The sequence below is a fragment of the Paraburkholderia acidicola genome (genome assembly GCF_002362315.1).
GTDB lineage: Bacteria > Pseudomonadota > Gammaproteobacteria > Burkholderiales > Burkholderiaceae > Paraburkholderia > Paraburkholderia acidicola.
Window position 1 is genome coordinate 65,628 of record NZ_MTZV01000001.1, and the last position, 15,580, is coordinate 81,207.

Sequence of the window (15,580 nt, forward strand, 5' to 3'; positions counted from 1 at the left end):
GGGCGCTGCCACACCTTCGATCAGCGCGCCGATGGCTTCGTCCCTGGCGAGGGCGTGGGCGTCGTCGTGCTCAAGCGACTGTCGCAGGCGCTGGCCGATGGCGACCAGATCTATGGCGTGATCAAAGGCTCGGGAATCAATCAGGACGGCGCCACCAACGGCATCACCGCGCCCAGCGCGCGCTCACAGACGCGTCTCGAGCGCGAGGTCTACCAGCGCCATGGCATCGACCCCAGACAGATTCAGGTGGTCGAGGCGCACGGCACCGGCACCGTGCTGGGCGACCCGATCGAATACCGCGCGCTGACCGAGGCGCTGCTCGACGGTCGGCCCTCCGGTGAGCACGAAGGACGCTGCGCGGTCGGTTCGATCAAAAGCAATCTGGGCCATACCGCGGCGGCGGCCGGTATCGCCGGTGTGATCAAGTTGTTGCTGGCTTTGCGGCACCGCCAGATTCCGCCTTCCCTGCATTTCGAACAGGGCAATGCGCATATCGATTTCGCCCAGGGTCCGCTGTACGTGCCCACCACCCTCGAGGCGTGGCCCGCGCCTGCCGGCGGACAGCGGCTGGCGGCGGTCAGTTCGTTCGGTTTTAGCGGCACCAATGCGCATGTGGTGATCGGCGAGGCGCCGGCGTCGAGTCGGGTTGTGCCGCAGCGTCCGGCTTATCTGATTGTGCTTTCCGCTCGCACGCAGGACCAGTTGCGTCAGCAGTTGCAGCAATTGCACGCCCACTTGAGCACCACGCCGTCCCCGCTGAGTTCGCTCAGCTACACCTTGCTCATGGGACGGCGCCATTTCGACTGCCGCTGGGCCTGCGTCGCGAGCGATGCGAATGCCTTGATGGAGCAACTGGTCCGCGCAATGGCTGATCAGTCGGGCGCGGAGCCGGATCGGCACGGAACGGCCAGCGGCCCGATCGGAGCCGGCAAGGAAATCACCGACGAGCAGCTCAGCGCGATGCAACGCCGCATGACCGAATACGCGGCCGCGACGACGCGCGAGGTGGCCTGCGATGCCCTGGAGCCGTTGCTCCACGGCTATCTGCAGGGCTTGCCGTTGAACTGGAGCGCGCTGTTCCACGGCGACACGTATCAGCGTATCAGCCTGCCCGGCTATCCGTTCGCCCGCGAACACTACTGGGCACCGGTGCGCCAGAGCGCCACGGTCACCACCGAAGCCGCGGTCCTGCATCCGCTGGTCCATCGCAATACTTCGGACCTGAGGGGCCAGCGCTACAGCACGCGTCTGAGCGAGGTGTCCTGGCTGCTGAGCGAGCATCGCATGCACGGGCGCAAGACCTTGTCCTGGGCCGCGCAACTGGAATGGGCCCGCGCGGCGTTGAGCATGGCGCTCGGCCATGCCGAAGCGATCCACCTCGAGCAGGTGAGCTGGGTGCAGGCGATGGCCGTGGAGCAGGCCCTGGAGCTGCACATCGACATCAACGCCGAGGAGGGCGGCCGGCTCAGTTATCAGATCTATCGCGGCAAAGGTGAGGAGGCCGAGATCTACAGCCTGGGTTGGGGCTGGGTGACCGACCCTGGTCAGGCGCCGAGCCTGGACCTGGCTGGCCTGCGCGCGCAGTGCACGCGGCATCTGGACGGCCCGGCCTGTTACGCGCGGTTTGCCCGCATGGGACTGGACTATGGTTCGCACTTCCAGGTTCTCGCCGGATTGCAGATTGGCGAAGACATCGCCATCGGCGAGTTGCGCGCGCCGGCACGACTCGACCTGCAGGAGTTTCTGTGGTCGCCAGCGCTGGTGGACGGCGCCTTGCAGGCCAGTTACGGCCTGCTGGACGAGCACGATGAACGCGTGTTGCCGTTCACCGTGGACTCGGTGCAGCAGTGGGCGCCTTTGCCATCCACGGCCTATGCAGTGGTGCAGCGCGCGGCGGGCGCCAAACTGGATATCGCCATCGTCGATGGGCAGGGACACGTCGCATTGCGCCTGGGTGGTTTCGCCAGCCGGCTTGCTGAGGCGCCGACAGACGCGCAGACCTTGTCCTGGGTACCGCAGTGGTGTGCGCGTCCGCTCGTTGCAGATGCTTCGGCTGCCGAGGGTTCGGTTCGTCGGGTGATCCTGTGTGAGCTGGATGCAACCGTGCCGTTCAGCATCGAAGGCGCGGATACGGTAGCGAAGTGGCAGCACGACGGAGACCTCGGCGAGCGCTATGCGCGTTACGCCGAACTGCTGCTGGCTGAGGTTCAGGAGCTGGCTGCCAGCCGTCCGCGCAAGCCGGTGTTGCTGCAGATCGTGGTGCCCGCCCACGGCGAGGGTGGCGTGCTGCAGGGCTTGAGCGGTCTGTTGCGAACCGCGGAGCAGGAATATGCGTGGCTGCATGGACAGGTGATCGCCGTGAATGGCAGCGAGGACCTGGACGCGCGCCTGAGCGCAGAGGCCGCGAGCCTCGCGCCCTGGGTGCGCTATGGACAGGCCGGTCGCGAGGTGCTCGAGTATCTGCAGGTGCCTGCGTCCGCGACTGTGACCACGCCCGTGACCGTGGCAACGCCCGTCTGGCGCGAGGGCGGGGTGTACTGGATCACGGGTGGCCTCGGTGGTCTGGGCGTGGTCTTCGCCGAGGCAATCGCGAAGCAGGTACAGCGTCCGACGCTGGTGCTCAGTGGACGTCGCCCAGCTACTGTCGAACAGGAACAGCGGCTCGAACAGTTGCGCAACCTGGGCGCCGACGTCGAGTGCCACATGCTCGATGTAACCGATGCCGACGCCGTGGAGGTGCTCGTGAAAACCATCGTCGCGAAGCACGGCCGTCTGAGCGGCGTGATCCATGCGGCGGGTGTCCTGCGCGACAGCCTGCTGCAGAACAAGCGTGCGGAAGATCTGCAGCACGTCCTGGCGGCGAAAGTGGCCGGCTTGCTGAATCTCGACCGCGCTACCGCCGGACTGGACATGGATTGGCTGCTGTTGTGCTCGTCGGTGGCGGGCGTGCTCGGCAATCCTGGCCAGGCCGACTATGCGGCCGCGAACGCCTTCCTCGACGCTTATGCCGTCTACCACCGCGATCTGTACGCGCAAGGCCGGCGCCGTGCGCGCATGGTCTCGGTGAGCTGGCCGTTGTGGGCGGAGGGCGGTATGCAGATCGACACGGCCACCCAGGACGCGCTATGGCGTGAAGCCGGGGTGCGTGCGATGCCGGGCGCGGCGGGTGTGCAGGCCTTGAACCGCGTACTGGGCGAGGACGCTGCCCACGCGGTGGTTATGCATGGCGATGCGCAGCGCCTGCGCCAGCTGTTCGTCAGTGCGGCAAGACGGCATGCGGTTGAGTCCGAAGCTGTGCCATCGCATGACGGCGATCTGCAAGCGAAGCTGGAGTCCGAACTGACCGCGATGCTCTCCGACCACCTGCAACTGCCGACGCAGGCGCTACGGCGAGAGGCGAAGCTCAGCGAATTCGGTTTCGACTCGATCAGCCTGAAAGCCTTCCAGCTGCTCCTGAACCGGCGCTATGACCTGGCATTGAGCGCGGCGGTGTTTTTCGAGGAGCCCAGCATTGGGGCGCTCGCGACTTATCTGCTGCGCGAACACCGCAGCGCATTCACGCCGGTTGCCGCTGGGGCTGTAGAGACGGTGGCGGCCATCGCTCTTGATGTTCCCGACGTATCCAATACACCCAACGCTCCCAACGCTCCCAACGCCGTTGAAGCGCCGCAGTCGGTCGTGCGCCTGCCACGTGGGCAACGCAAACGCACCCCGGCATTGCGCGAGGCGATTGCGGTGATCGGTATCGACGGCTATTTCCCCGCCGCCGACACCTTGCAGGAGTACTGGGAGAATCTTTCTGCAGGGCGCGACTGCATCACCGAGGTTCCGTCCGGGCGTTGGTCACTCGACGGCTTTTACACCGCAGATGTAGAGGCAGCGATCCAGCAACGCCGCAGCTACAGCAAGTGGGGCGGCTTCATACGCGATATAGCGTCGCTGGATCCGGTCTTCCTGCGCGGCATGGCGGCGAAGGCAAAACTCCAGTTGAGCGACGAGCAGAAACTGTTCATCGGCACGGTGGACCGGTTGCTGACTTCCTGCGGCTACACCGACTTCAAGCTCGACGCTTTACGTCAAGCGCGCGTGGGCGTCTATCTGGGCATGACGGCAGACCGGCCGGCCCAGGCCGCCGCGCCTGCTTCGGCAAGAAACGACTCGCCCGGCACGCTGGCCGGGATGGTGTCGCGGATCTTCCGCTTCAACGGGCCCAGCGTCGCGGTAGACGCACATAGCGCCTCATCGATGACGGCCGTGCACATGGCCTGCAATAACCTGCTGCATGGCGAATGCGATGCGGCGATTGCCGGTGGCGTGTCACTGCTCTATTCGGATACCTATCGAGACGGCTGTCAGATCAACCTGCTCGCGAGCCACCCGGACAGTCGCAGCTTCTCCGAGGAGAAGGACGGCGTCCTGCTTGCCGATGGTGTGGGCGCGGTACTGCTCAAGCGCTTGTCCAAAGCGGTCGAAGACGGCGACCGTATCCTCGCGGTGATCCGTTCGACCGTGGCCGAGTCGGTCAGCAGCGGCCTGTCGGACCTGCCTGAGCCGGATCTGGTCGCGGCATCGATCAAGGAGAATTTCGCCAGGTCGGCGGTCGACCCGCGCACCATCAGTTATGTCGAAGCCGCATCAGCGGGTTTCCCGATCGGCGACATCATCGAGATGTCTGCCACCACCCGGGCATTTCGCGCCTACACCGATCAGCAGCAGTTCTGCGCGCTGGGTTCGGTGAAGGCCAATATCGGGCACGCCACCGCGGCTTCCGGTATCTCGCAGCTGGCCAAGGTGGTTCTGCAGTTACAGCACGGGCGCCTCGCGCCTTCGATCAAGGCCGCGCCGCCCGACGCCCAGACCCAGCTCAGACATTCGCCGTTCTACGTGCAGCAACAAGCCGCGGTGTGGCAGCGGCCGTGGCTCGCGATCGACGGCAGGGAAAGGGAGGTTCCGCGGCGAGCCATGATCAATTCGATGGGGCACGGAGGCTTCTATGCAGGAGCGATCCTGGAGGAGTATCGCGGCCCGGTTCTTGAGAGCGAATAGCAGCGCGGCGTGATGCGTTTGCCGGTTGTTTTGTAGCGTGTTCGAACTTTTATCCCAAAGGGAGATTTCAGATGAGTGCAGAAGCCAATAAAGCCATCGTTACCGACATGTACGACGCCTACAGCAAAAGCGATGGAAAACGGCATTTCGGACACATGTCCGATGACGTCACGGTGACCTATTTCGGCAGTCACCGGTTCTCGCGGACGTATCACGGCAAACAGGATCTGTTCAAAAACTTCATCCCGCACTTCGTGGAGGTGCTGGACGGCCCGATCGATTTCCAGGTCAAGAACATCATCGCTGGCGACGAATACGTCGCGGTCGAAGCGCAAGGCTCGTGCCGGACCAAGGACGGTCAGGACTACAACAATTCTTATTGCATCGTGCTGCGTCTGGAAGAGGGCAAGGTCACCGAAATTCGCGAATACATGGACACCGAGCTGACGAAACGGGTATTCGGCTGAACCACGGCGTCCGATCTGTCGAAGGCGCTGGTGCAGCCGCGCCCTCGACAGATGCGCCCGCCTGGCGGGCGGCTCGGGTCGGCTTTTCGCCGAGCTCATGTCCCTTGAATCACTACCTGAATGTAAGAGGATAGCCATGAAGGACCTTACCCAGGGATCCATAACCCGCCACATCGTCGCTATGGCAGTGCCCATCGGGGTGGGTATGGTGTTCCAGTCGATGTATTACCTGGTTGACCTGTATTTCGTCGGTCGCCTGGGAGCCGATGCGCTCGCTGGAGTGGGCGCTGCCGGCAACGTTTCGTTTCTCGTGATGGCGCTGACCCAGGTGCTGGGCGCCGGCACGGTAGCCTTGATGGCTCAGGCAGCCGGCCGCAAGAATCAGGAGCAGGTTGGGCGGATCTTCAATCAGGCGCTGGTTCTCGCGATCACCAGTTGCCTCGTGATGATGTTGCTCGGCTATGTCCTGACGGGTACCTATATGCGGTCCACGTCGGCCACGCCGGGCGTCGTCGAACAGGGGCGCATCTATCTCTACTGGTTCATGCCCGGGATGGCCTTGCAGTTCGTGCTGACCACGATGGGTTCGGGGCTGCGCGGCATCGGTATCGTCAAACCGACCATGGTGGTGCAATTGATGACCGTGGCGCTCAATATCGTGCTGGCTCCGGTGCTGATCGTCGGCTGGGGGACGGGCCATGCGATGGGCGTGGCCGGTGCCGGGCTGGCCAGTACGCTTTCGCTCGCGGCCGCCGCCCCGGCATTGGCCTGGCATATTCACAAGCTTGGACAGCATGTGCAGATCAAGCGGAGTCTGCTGAAGCCCAGACTGGATGACTGGTGGCGCATCCTGAGCATTGGGCTACCCGCCGGTGGCGAGTACGCGCTCCTGTTTCTCTACTCGGCCGCGACCTACTGGGCCATTCGCGATTTCGGTCCGGCAGCCCAGGCTGGGTTCGGTGCCGGAGCCCGTCTGATGCAGGTGCTGATCCTGCCGGTGCTGGCGTTGTCCTTCGCCGTCGGGCCCATGGTCGGCCAGAACGTCGGGGCCGGCATGCCAGAGCGCGTCCGGCAGACCCTTGTCTCCACGATCGGCCTGATCAGCGCGATTACGGTGCTGCTGTGCCTGCTGCTGCAATGGGGGGGCGAGAGTTTGATCGGCGGCTTCGCGAAAGATAACGACGTGGTGGCACAGGGTACGCAATACCTGCGCATCGCCAGCTGGAATTTCATCGCCCAGGGCGTCATTTACACGTGCTCCAGCGTATTTCAGGGGCTCGGCAATACGCGGCCGGCTTTGCTCAGTTCCGCCGTGCGCCTGCTCAGCTTCGTCCTGCCGGTGGCCTGGCTATCCGCTCGAGGGGATTTCCATATCGTTGAGGTCTGGTATCTGTCCGTCGCCAGCATGTTCCTGCAGGCCGTGTTCAGTCTGTGGCTCGTGCGACGTGAGTTTCGCCTGAAGCTGACGCCCGCCCTGGGGGTGCCTTCGGTCTAGGCGGGTTCGATACTTCGAGAGACGGTGTGGGCCGGTCGTATCGACTGACCCCGTGAGCGGAACTGGGAGAGAGTGATGCTAAGTACCATTGAACAAGCCGCCACCCAGCGGAAGAACGAGCCGGTTAGCGCCGGCACGGTTTTCATGTACGGAGGACAAGGGACGCAATATTTTCAGATGGGGCGTGAGCTGTATCAGGCCAATCCCATGTTCCGCAGACACATGGATGCCTGCGATGACCTGATTCGCTCAGAGCTGGGTTATTCGTTGACGGAAGTCCTCTATCAGGGTGGGCGTTCGTCTTCCACCCCGTTTGAAAACATCCTGCATACGCATCCGGCGCTGTTCAGTATCGGCTATAGCCTGAGCGCCGCGCTGCGGGCCGAGGGCATCGAACCGGTCGCGGTACTCGGCTACAGCCTCGGCGAATATATTGGCCTCGCTAGCGCCGGGTGCCTGCACTGGGACGACGCTTTGCGACTCGTCATACGGCAGGCGCGGGTGTTGGCCGGGCACGGTGCGCCGGGCGGCATGCTGAGCGTATTTTCCGCCGCAGATCAATTCCGGCAGCGGCCCGGTCTCTACGCCGGCTCCGAGCTGGCGGTCGTCAATTTCGATGGCAGCTTCTGCGTATCGGGTGCTCAAGGGAATCTGGAACGGATCAAGCAGCGCCTCGATGACGAGGGAATCATCTCGATGGTTCTGCCGATACAGTTCGCGTTCCATTCCAGCGGTATCGACGGCATCGAGGAAAAGATCCGCGGCCTCGCTGCGGATGTGGTCATCAAGCCGGGCAGGGTGCCGGTTTACTCCTGCATGCTCCGGCGTGCGATTGGCTCTGCTGATCTCGCAGACCCGGGCGAGTATTGCTGGCGCGTCGTGCGCGGCAACGTTCAATTCGACGAGACCGCACGCCGGCTGGCTACCGAAATACCTGCGCCGTTCATGGTGGATCTAAGCGCCACCGGCTCGCTGGCCACCTTCATGAAGTACGCCCGCATCGATGGCGTGAAATACAGCCATTGCATCAACCAGTTCGGCAAGGACGTCGATGAATACAGGTCGCTGATGAGCCGGTTGGGGCGCGCCTAGAGTGCTTCGCTTTGCCGCCGCGTTTGTTTTACCAGACGTTTTACCGAAACCCAGTGCAAACAACATTCTGCTTAGGAGCCGTGCATGCCTTATCGATCGACGATCTATCTGGACTGGGGCGTATTTTTCCTGATCGAAGCCCCGCTGGCCGCGATCAAGCCATTGCTGGTAGCAGGCGTTGAGCCTGTGCTTGCACCGTCCGGCGCCGCGCTACTGACCTTGAACGTCGTGCATTTTCTCGAGGGCGGCGATCAGGTGGAAGTGCCTGCGAATCACGAGATCGACGTCGGTGTGCTGGTCGACCTGGACAACAGTAAATTCTCGGCCGATCTTCCGCAGGCCACGGTGGCCGTATACGTCATCAAGGTGGCTTCGACGGCACGTGGTTACATCGATCAATGCAAGGTCGCGGGCTATAGCGTGACGGACCCAACCACTGCGTTGTCGTTCGAGTTGAACGCATCGACACTCGATGTCAGCGTGCAGGACGCCGACGGCCCGATACTGACCTGCCGCCAGCTCGAGCACGAACTGGAGTACGGCGAATTCACCCGCATCGGCCAGGACGTGATGCACAACGCCGAACACGGGGTGCACCGCGCCAACTACATCTTCAGCGGCGAAGGTCTGACGAAACCCATGACGACTGCAATGGAGCTGCGTATCCATCCGCACCCGTTCCTGGCGGATCTAGGCGTGTCGCCAGGCGTGGTCAACTGCCTCGATCAGTTTGCCCTGAAGCCTTCGTCAAGAGGCTCACTGGCTTTCTATCGCCCGGATGAAGTGGAGGTCGATGAGACCACGCAAGGTGCGGAGAACCAGGCATAGGCGAGCGGCTTTCACGCAGCAGAGGTGCGAGACAGCCGGTAATCGCGAGCATGCTCGCTCACCCATGGAACGATCGTTGTCATCGAGAGCGCGGGCCGCTGCAGGGCGGTGCGCTCTATACATACCGCGGCGATGTGATCGGCGTCGGGCCACAGTTGCCAGAAGTGCCAGCGAGACGGTTCATCTTGCTGGTTCCGATGAACCCATAGCCGGATTCCATCTGTGTCATCGAGACGGAAACCGACCTGATCAAGTGGAATCGACATGCCCATGCCTCTGGCCTTGACGTACGCTTCTTTTAAGGTCCAGTGCTCGAAGAAGCGTTGCTGCCACAATTGCACCGGCATCGCATACAGGCTGCTGGCTTCATCGGAAGTGAAGCAGCGCTCGACGAGATCGAGTGCGTGTTCGCGCGCGCGGATGTGCTCGGTATCGACGCCAAGCGAGGTTCCGTATGCGACGCACAGAATGATCAGTCGTCCTGCATGCGTCAGGTTGAAGGTGAGGCCGCCGGTGTTCTCATTTGCAATCGCGGGCTTGCCGTATCGATTCGATGTGAAGACCCATGCGTCTGGTGCGATCCGGGCGTACTTCGACAACACGATGCGCACCATCGCGCGTGTCACCAGATAGCGGCGCCGATCATGTGCGAAATGCATACGCAATTCCTGCGCACGCTCGGCATCGGTGAGCAAATGCCGGTATTCACGCAGCAATGCTTCGTCGTTTATGCGGTCTGGTTCGGCGCACCAGATATCGATCTGTTGCTGGCCGGTTTGCGGGTTCATGATCGTGTCGTCAAACCGGAATCACATCAACCAGTAGCTATACCGCTTCAATTGAAGCGGCCCGTTCGCCAGATGATAAATCATCGAAGCGACGGCCACCCCGTCACGCGCATTCCATTCAGTTACAGGCCGAATTTCGGTAAGGCATGGGGATGCGCGCAGGACCGATTAGCGAACAGCTCACTCAATGACAAGGAGCAATCAGCATGGGTGCAAGAGTATTTATCACGGGCGGTGCTTCCGGTTTGGGCCGTGCGCTGGCCCAACGTTATGCTCGCGATGGCGCAAGCGTATGCATCGGCGATGTCGACGACATCGCGGGGCAGCAGACTCTGGCTGCATTACTGGCTGAAAACGTCACCGCCCACTACCTGCATTGCGACGTCACCCAGGAGCAACAGTTGCAGGACGCCGCTGCCTGGTTGCAGGCGCAATGGGGCGGCGTGGATATCGTGATCAACAACGCCGGCGTGGCGCAGATTGGCGGAATTACCGAGTCCCCTATCGAGGACTGGCAATGGGCTGTGGACATCAATCTGCTAGGCGTGGTGCGCGGCTGCAAGGCCTTCATCCCCTTGCTGCAGGCTCAGGGCGGCGGCAAGCTACTGAACGTTGCCTCGATCGCTGGTTTGCTCTTTATGCCGAGGTCCGCTGGCTACAACGCGACCAAGGCGGCCGTGATTGCGTTGTCTGAAACCCTGCAACTGGAACTGCACGATAGCCATATCCAGGTCAGCGTGGCGTGCCCCTCCTATTTTCGTACCGATCTAGCCCGCAATATGCGCGCGAGCAATGCGCAGATCAGGCACCTCACGCAACACCTGGTCGAGAAAGCGAGGCTAGGGCCGGAGGAGGTCGCCGAGTTGATTTTTACCGGCGTTGCTCGCGGGGACACGCACATCCTTACTCATCCGGTTACGCGCACCGCATGGCGATTGAAGCGCTGGCTACCGTATAGCTGGTATCTCGGCCTGGTACGTAAGCAAATGGCCAAGGCGGCGGCTAGTACGTCCGCCGTATGAAGTTCCGGTGGTGACTCGCGTAACGGGGAGTGTGCGACCGGTCTCTACGCACACTCACACTGCCTGTTGATCGACGCGGAGGCGCTTCCCGGCGCCTCGAGCACCGCCTTCCATGCGCAAGGCCTCGGAAAGCAAACCTAGGCTCTACACGCGATATCTGCCGGTCGAACGTCCAAAGCGGTGTATCTCTATCCTGATTTCACAAAAATCCGCAACAAAATTTGCAGCCAACCTTTCAATTGAAATTGATTCGCATTTATACTTGCGCCCATTCATCCGGAATATTTTGTAACTATTTCCGATAGCGGCGCACCTTCGTCCTGGTGGGGTATGTCGCGCGAAACGCATTCGCCGGACAGGAAGAAGGACATCTGGAATCATGATTTTTGCCGAACGCCGCAGCGTCGATGCGCTCAGCTCACTTACCCGTTTTGCGGCAGTTGCCGCATTTGCCTTTCTTGCTCAACCCGAGCGCGCATCCGCTGAGGACGCTTCCGCATCGACCAAAACCGCGACCAAAGCCGCGACCAAAACTGCAGGCAGTAGCGAGCCGGTCATGCTCGATTCGATCGTCGTCTCAGGGGACTGGCTCGGCTCCGGCCTCCAGAACAGCGTGAAGACCTTTGCCGGCGCACGCACCGTCGTCAACAAGGACGCGATCAACCAGAGCGGGGCGACGAGTATCGGCGATGTGCTGCGGCGTATTCCCGGTGTGCAGGCCAGCGACAATTCCGGCACCGCCGGCAGCGCGATCTCGCTGAACGTCGGCGTGCGCGGTTTGAGCGGGCGCTACACGCCGCGCTCGACGGTGCTGCTCGACGGCATTCCGCTTGCGGTCGCGCCGTATGGTCAGCCGCAGTTGTCGTTTGCACCGGTCAGCCTCGGCAATATCGAATCGATCGACGTGGTACGCAGCGGCGGTGCGGTGCGCTACGGCCCGCAAAACGTGGGCGGCGTGATCAACTTCAGGACTCGCGAGATTCCCAGCAAACCTGGCCTGACCGCCGACGCCTCGGTGCGGGAAAACATCTACACGAGCGGCGGTGGCAGCAACACGGTGTACAGCACGTTCCTCGGTACGCAACTCGACAACGGCTTGGGTCTCGCGTTGCTGTACTCGGGCATGACCGGGCGCGACTGGCGCGTCGGCAGCGATGAGCGCGTCAACGATCTCGCGCTCAAGTTTCGCTACGAGCTGTCGCCGACCTCCGAGTTCTACGGCAAGTTTTCGTACTACGACGTGAAGTCGCGCACGCCCGGTGGCCTGAGCGTCGCGCAATACAATGCCGACCCATTCCAGAACACGCGCCCAACCGACTTCTGGAACGGCGAGCGTAAGGCGGTCGATCTCGGCTACGTCAATACGTTGTCGGCCAATCAGGAATTCGAGGTGCGTGCGTATTACAACGAAAGCTTCCGCAGTAGTACGTTGATCGATACGACCGGCAGGCTGCTGCAAAATCAACCGCGTAACTACAACACGCTCGGTATCGAACCGCGCTTCACGCAGCGCTTCTCGCTCGGCCCGACGAAAAACGATGTAACGGTCGGCTATCGCTACATCCGCGAGCGCGGCGACGACAACATCAACAACCTGACGCGTGCAACAGGCGTGACTGTGCCGGTCAGCCGGTTCGACAACGCTACCGACGCGCACGCGTTCTATATCGACGATCGCATCGCTTACGGGCGCTGGCGTCTTACGCCGGGCGTGCGCTTCGAACACATCGAGTCGACTCGCCGCAACGACGCGCTCAATCAGACCTACGAGACGAACAACAACAAGCCGCTGCCGTCGGTGAACCTGTCGTATCTGTGGAACTCGTCGCTGACGCTATTCACGGACTACAGCACGTCGTTTGGTCCGGTGCAGAACATACAGCTGAACTCGCAATCCGCCACCAATCCGCTGCGGCCGGAACTGGCGAAGACCTATGAGGTAGGCGCGCGCTGGACGAGCAAACGGATTCACGCTGAGTTGACCGCCTTCAACATGCGCTTCGATAACCAGATCATCCAGATCCCGGGTATTGTGCCGGTCACGTTCCAGAACATCGGCGCGACGCGCCATCAAGGTGTGGAAACCGCAATCGATTACGCCTTCGCCGAAGATAGCGTATTGCGCGGTCTCGACGTGTACGCGAACTTCACCTATACGAAAGCGATCCAGGAGTCGGGTGCGACGTCCGGCCTCGATGTGCCGTTCTACTCGCGTTTCACCGACACCTTGGGCGTGCGCTACGCTACGCACGGGTGGACCTTCAACGTGTCGAGCACACACCAGAGTGCGCAGTATTCCGACACGGCGAACACCGTTGCGGAAACACCTGACGCACGCGTCGGCCGGATTCCGGGCTTCAGAGTGTGGGACGTACAGGCTGACTGGAAGATTCCGGGCTGGAAGGGCAGCAGCCTGACACTCGGCGTCAACAACATCGCGGACAAGCGCTACTACACCCGCAATATCGACGGCAACGCAGGGCGCATGGTCGGCGCGCCGCGCATGGTCTACGCGCAGGGGCATTTCGTTTATTGATGCCGGTTGTGATGCCCGTTATGCGGGGCTTGCATGACTGAAAGCCAGCCCCGCCTGATCCGGACATTGTAGTTTTGCGACAGATTCGGCTAGAATCGCGGTTTGCTGCGGGTTGGGTCATGCCCGCGGGGCCGTATCGTGGATCGTACCGGACCCGGTTTGGCACATGGTTTGAGGAGTGGTAGTTCAGTTGGTTAGAATACCGGCCTGTCACGCCGGGGGTCGCGGGTTCGAGTCCCGTCCACTCCGCCAGCACTGTTGAAAGGCGAACTCCGGTTCGCCTTTTTTATTGCCCGCTGTTGTAATATCGGGCGTTCTGTTTTTGGCACCTGCACGCATGCTCGATTTTTTCCGCAATCACCAACGCCTGATGATGTTCATGCTCATCCTGGTCATTCTGCCGGGACTGGGCTTCGTGGGTATTCAGGGTTTCCGCGGCTTTTTTGACGAGAGCGCGAACGTCGCGAGCGTCAACGGGCACAAGATCCCGCGCGCCGACTACGACAACGCAATGCGTCAGCAGCTCGACCAGGCACGCCAGGCGCTTGGCGCGCAGTTCGATCCGAAAGTGCTCGATACGCCGGAGCGTCGTCGCGATGTGCTCGACGGGCTGATCCAGCAACGCGTACTGGCCGACGAAACGCAACGTCTGCATCTGACCGCCTCCGACGACGCCGTGCGTCGCGTCCTGCTGAACGATCCGATCATCTCGTCGCTGAAAAACCCCGACGGCACGATCGACGTCAATCGCTACAAACAATTGCTGGCGATGCAGGGCATGACGCCCGAGCAGTACGACGAACGGGTGCGTTACAGCATCGCCTCGCAGCAGCTGCCGTCGAGCATCGTGGCCAGCGCGTTCACGTCGAAGACGCTCGTGCAGCATCTGACTTCACTGGCCGACCAGCAACGCGAAGTGCAGGGCCTCGCATTCCACGCGAAAGACTACGCCGCCAAGGTACAGCCTACCGATGCGCAACTGCAGGCGTACTACGACGCGCATCGCAACGATTTCGCCACGCCGGCCACCGCGACGATCCAGTACCTGGTGCTGTCGCCGGCGGCGCTCGCTAACGCCGCGCAGCCGGGTGACGCCGATCTGAAGAAGTATTACGACGACAACATCGCGCACTATCGCACCGAGGGTGAAGTGCGCGCGAGCCACATCCTGATCTCCGCGCCGAAAGACGCCAGCGCTGCCGACAAGGCAAAAGCGAAAGAGAAAGCGGAAGGCGTGCTCGCGCAGATCAAGGCCCACCCAGACCAGTTTGCGCAGATCGCCCAGCAGAATTCGCAGGACCCGGGCTCGGCATCGAAGGGCGGCGATCTCGGCTACTTCACGCGCGGGATGATCGCAGGCGGTCAGGCATTCGACGACGCGGTGTTCAAGCTGAAGAAGGACGAGGTCAGCGACATCGTGCAAACCGACTTCGGTTATCACATCGTCAAGGTGACCGATGTGAAGCCGGCGGTCACGAAGTCGTTCGACGAAGTGAAAGATTCGATCGTGAAGGACGTGAAGGCGCAGCAGGCAGCGAAGACGTTTGCCGACGACGCGGAAGGTTTCACGTCGACCGTCTACGAACAGGCGAAGAGCCTGCAACCCGCCGCCGACAAGTACAAGCTGCAGGTGCAGACCGCGACGGTCACGCCGAAGCCGAACCCCGCACTGCCGCCCGATAATCCGCTGAACAACGCGAAATTCCTCGCTGCAGTATTCGCAAACGACGCGACGACGGCACGCAACAACACGCAGGCTATCGATACCGGCAGCAACACGCTGATCGCCGCGCACGTCACGGATTACAAGCCGGCTGCGGTGCCGGCGCTCGCTACGATCAAGGATGCAGTGAGCAAGAAGGTGATCGCTGTGCAGTCGGCGGAACTGGCTCGCAAGGATGGCGCAGCGAAGCTTGCCGAGCTGGAGAAGTCGAAATCGACGGCCGGGTTCTCGTCGGCACTCAAGGTTTCGCGCAACGACGCACAAGGCGTTCCGCCCACCGCACTGAGCGCGATCTACAAGGTCGATGCGCAGAAGTTGCCGGCCTACGTCGGTGTCGATCTCGGCGACGATGGTTATGCGATCTATCGCGTGAATGCGGTATTGCCGGGAACGCCTGTCGATGGACCGCGGCTCGCCGCCGCCCAGCAGCAGATCGGGCAGGTCGACGCACAGTCGGAAGTGGAAGCGTATATCGAAGCTGTGAAGGCGCGCTCGAAGGTGAAAACGTACGGCAACCTCGACGGTTCGCAGGCCGATAGCGAGTAACGCGTTCTGCTGAGGCAAATAGAAAAGCCCCGCTTTA

Annotated in this window: 9 protein-coding genes and 1 tRNA gene (1 of these 10 running past the window's edge); 9 read left to right on the top strand and 1 reads right to left on the bottom strand. The window is 61.9% G+C overall.

Annotated features, from left to right (window positions below):
• From BWP39_RS00030 to BWP39_RS00050, 5 genes are all read left to right on the top strand, one after another.
• Positions 1–5,046: the final stretch of an SDR family NAD(P)-dependent oxidoreductase gene (locus tag BWP39_RS00030; protein ID WP_096716363.1), read on the top strand. It extends 22,605 nt beyond the left edge of the window; 5,046 of the gene's 27,651 nt are visible here — the last part of the coding sequence; its start codon lies beyond the left edge, outside the window; its stop codon occupies positions 5,044–5,046.
• Positions 5,047–5,117: 71 nt separating this feature from the next.
• Entirely contained in the window at positions 5,118–5,513 is a 396-nt protein-coding gene (locus BWP39_RS00035; RefSeq protein ID WP_096716364.1) for a nuclear transport factor 2 family protein, read from the top strand.
• 136 nt (positions 5,514–5,649) lie between these two features.
• Complete coding sequence (locus tag BWP39_RS00040; RefSeq protein WP_096716365.1) at positions 5,650–7,008, top strand: MATE family efflux transporter; 1,359 nt, start codon at positions 5,650–5,652, stop codon at positions 7,006–7,008.
• A 75-nt stretch (positions 7,009–7,083) separates the two neighbouring features.
• Positions 7,084–8,100: an acyltransferase domain-containing protein gene (locus BWP39_RS00045; RefSeq protein ID WP_096716366.1), complete on the top strand. Its 1,017-nt coding sequence runs from the start codon at positions 7,084–7,086 to the stop codon at positions 8,098–8,100.
• A gap of 84 nt (positions 8,101–8,184) precedes the next feature.
• Positions 8,185–8,928, top strand: coding sequence for a hypothetical protein (locus BWP39_RS00050; protein WP_096716367.1), 744 nt, complete (start codon positions 8,185–8,187; stop codon positions 8,926–8,928).
• Positions 8,929–8,939: 11 nt separating this feature from the next.
• On the opposite strand, the gene BWP39_RS00055 is transcribed toward BWP39_RS00050, so the two are convergent.
• Entirely contained in the window at positions 8,940–9,716 is a 777-nt protein-coding gene (locus BWP39_RS00055; protein ID WP_096716368.1) for a 4'-phosphopantetheinyl transferase family protein, read from the bottom strand.
• A 206-nt stretch (positions 9,717–9,922) separates the two neighbouring features.
• On the opposite strand from BWP39_RS00055, the gene BWP39_RS00060 reads away from it, so the two are divergent.
• The 4 genes from BWP39_RS00060 to BWP39_RS00075 all read left to right on the top strand — a co-directional run bounded on the left by BWP39_RS00060 (position 9,923) and on the right by BWP39_RS00075 (position 15,543).
• Positions 9,923–10,738 (top strand): SDR family oxidoreductase, encoded by an 816-nt coding sequence (locus BWP39_RS00060; RefSeq protein WP_096716369.1) that lies wholly within the window; start codon positions 9,923–9,925, stop codon positions 10,736–10,738.
• A 379-nt stretch (positions 10,739–11,117) separates the two neighbouring features.
• The gene (locus BWP39_RS00065) at positions 11,118–13,274 is read left to right on the top strand and encodes a TonB-dependent receptor family protein (RefSeq protein WP_096716370.1); all 2,157 of its coding nucleotides are present in this window, start codon (positions 11,118–11,120) and stop codon (positions 13,272–13,274) included.
• Positions 13,275–13,449: 175 nt separating this feature from the next.
• A tRNA-Asp gene (locus BWP39_RS00070) sits at positions 13,450–13,526 on the top strand.
• Between the two features lie 85 nt (positions 13,527–13,611).
• The gene (locus BWP39_RS00075) at positions 13,612–15,543 is read left to right on the top strand and encodes a SurA N-terminal domain-containing protein (protein WP_096716371.1); all 1,932 of its coding nucleotides are present in this window, start codon (positions 13,612–13,614) and stop codon (positions 15,541–15,543) included.
• Positions 15,544–15,580: the final 37 nt, after the last annotated feature.

Excerpts from the sequence above, each read along its gene's own strand:
- BWP39_RS00060 (WP_096716369.1), top strand. The coding sequence starts at position 9,923 with ATGGGTGCAAGAGTATTTATCACGGGCGGTGCTTCCGGTTTGGGCCGT.
- BWP39_RS00065 (WP_096716370.1), top strand. The coding sequence starts at position 11,118 with ATGATTTTTGCCGAACGCCGCAGCGTCGATGCGCTCAGCTCACTTACC.
- BWP39_RS00050 (WP_096716367.1), top strand. The coding sequence starts at position 8,185 with ATGCCTTATCGATCGACGATCTATCTGGACTGGGGCGTATTTTTCCTG.
- BWP39_RS00075 (WP_096716371.1), top strand. The coding sequence starts at position 13,612 with ATGCTCGATTTTTTCCGCAATCACCAACGCCTGATGATGTTCATGCTC.
- BWP39_RS00040 (WP_096716365.1), top strand. The coding sequence starts at position 5,650 with ATGAAGGACCTTACCCAGGGATCCATAACCCGCCACATCGTCGCTATG.
- BWP39_RS00055 (WP_096716368.1), bottom strand. The coding sequence starts at position 9,716 with ATGAACCCGCAAACCGGCCAGCAACAGATCGATATCTGGTGCGCCGAA.
- BWP39_RS00045 (WP_096716366.1), top strand. The coding sequence starts at position 7,084 with ATGCTAAGTACCATTGAACAAGCCGCCACCCAGCGGAAGAACGAGCCG.
- BWP39_RS00035 (WP_096716364.1), top strand. The coding sequence starts at position 5,118 with ATGAGTGCAGAAGCCAATAAAGCCATCGTTACCGACATGTACGACGCC.